This window comes from Stenotrophomonas sp. STEN038 (genome assembly GCF_056759895.1).
Genome location: NZ_JBRRDW010000121.1, coordinates 1 through 1151 on the forward strand (window position 1 = coordinate 1; position 1151 = coordinate 1151).

The 1151-nt window shown below is 62.4% G+C and carries 1 protein-coding gene; it reads left to right on the plus strand.

The features are described 5' to 3' along the window. Positions 1-57 precede the first annotated feature (57 nt). Complete coding sequence (locus ACVOLS_RS21550; RefSeq protein ID WP_108184331.1) at positions 58-1026, plus strand: IS5 family transposase; 969 nt, start codon at positions 58-60, stop codon at positions 1024-1026. Positions 1027-1151: the final 125 nt, after the last annotated feature.

A 1151-nucleotide genomic window follows, 5' to 3' on the forward strand; every position in this document is an offset into this window, starting at 1 on the left:
GGATGCTCTGAACAAATCCTTCGGCGACAATAGCGCAAGGTTCGACGGATGACGACGATGCAGCTGAGCTTCGGGGACGCGGAACACACGGGCAAGCGCAAGAAGACGCGGCGCGAGGTCTTCCTGGCGGAGATGGAGCAGGTGGTGCCCTGGAACGCGCTGTTGGCGTTGATCGTTCCGCACTACCCGAAGATGGGCCAGCGTGGCCGACAGCCGTATCCGCTGGCGACGATGCTGCGCATTCACTTCCTGCAGCAGTGGTACGCGCTGAGCGACCCGGGCATGGAAGAGGCGCTGTACGAGATGCCGGTGATGCGCCGCTTCGCCCGCCTGGGTGGACTGGACAACATTCCCGACGAGACCACGATCCTCAATTTCCGACGGCTGCTGGAAACGCATGATCTGGCGCCGCAGATCCTGGAGCGGGTGAACGGGCACCTGGCACGCAAGGGCCAGAGCCTGAAAGCAGGGACGATCGTGGATGCCACGATCATCGCGGCGCCCAGCTCGACGAAGAACAAGGACGGCGAGCGTGACCCGGAGATGCACCAGACGAAGAAGGGCAACCAGTGGCACTTCGGGATGAAGGCGCACATTGGCGTGGACGAAGAGTCGGGCCTGGTGCACCACGTGGAATGCACGGCGGCGAACGTGAACGACGTGACGCAGGTGCACAAGCTGCTGCACGGCAAGGAAGACACGATTACAGGCGACAGCGGCTACACCGGTGCGGACAAGCGCGAGGAGTTGCAAGGCGTGGAGGCTGCGTTCTGGATTGCCGAGAAGCCGTCGAAGCTCCGTTCGATGAAGAACACGCGCGAGCGCAAGTACGCCGAACGCTGGGAGCACTTCAAGGCCAGCATTCGGGCGAAGGTGGAGCACCCGTTCCGGGTGGTGAAGCGTCAGTTCGGCTACACCAAGGTGCGTTACCGCGGCCTGGCGAAGAACACGGCGCAGGTGCTGACGTTGTTCGCGCTGTCGAACCTGTGGATGGCGCGGCGACGTTTGCTGCAGCCGTCGGGGTAAATCCGTCTGGTGGACGGGGAAACCCGTCGAAAGCCGCCAGAAATGGCGCAATTTTGATCAAATCGAGGTCGATCGAGCGCTCGACGCTGAAATCCAAGCTTCAGGGCGCTTTGATCAGACCTTCC

Coding starts and splice junctions, on each gene's coding strand:
- ACVOLS_RS21550 (WP_108184331.1), top strand. CDS start 58: ATGCAGCTGAGCTTCGGGGACGCGGAACACACGGGCAAGCGCAAGAAG.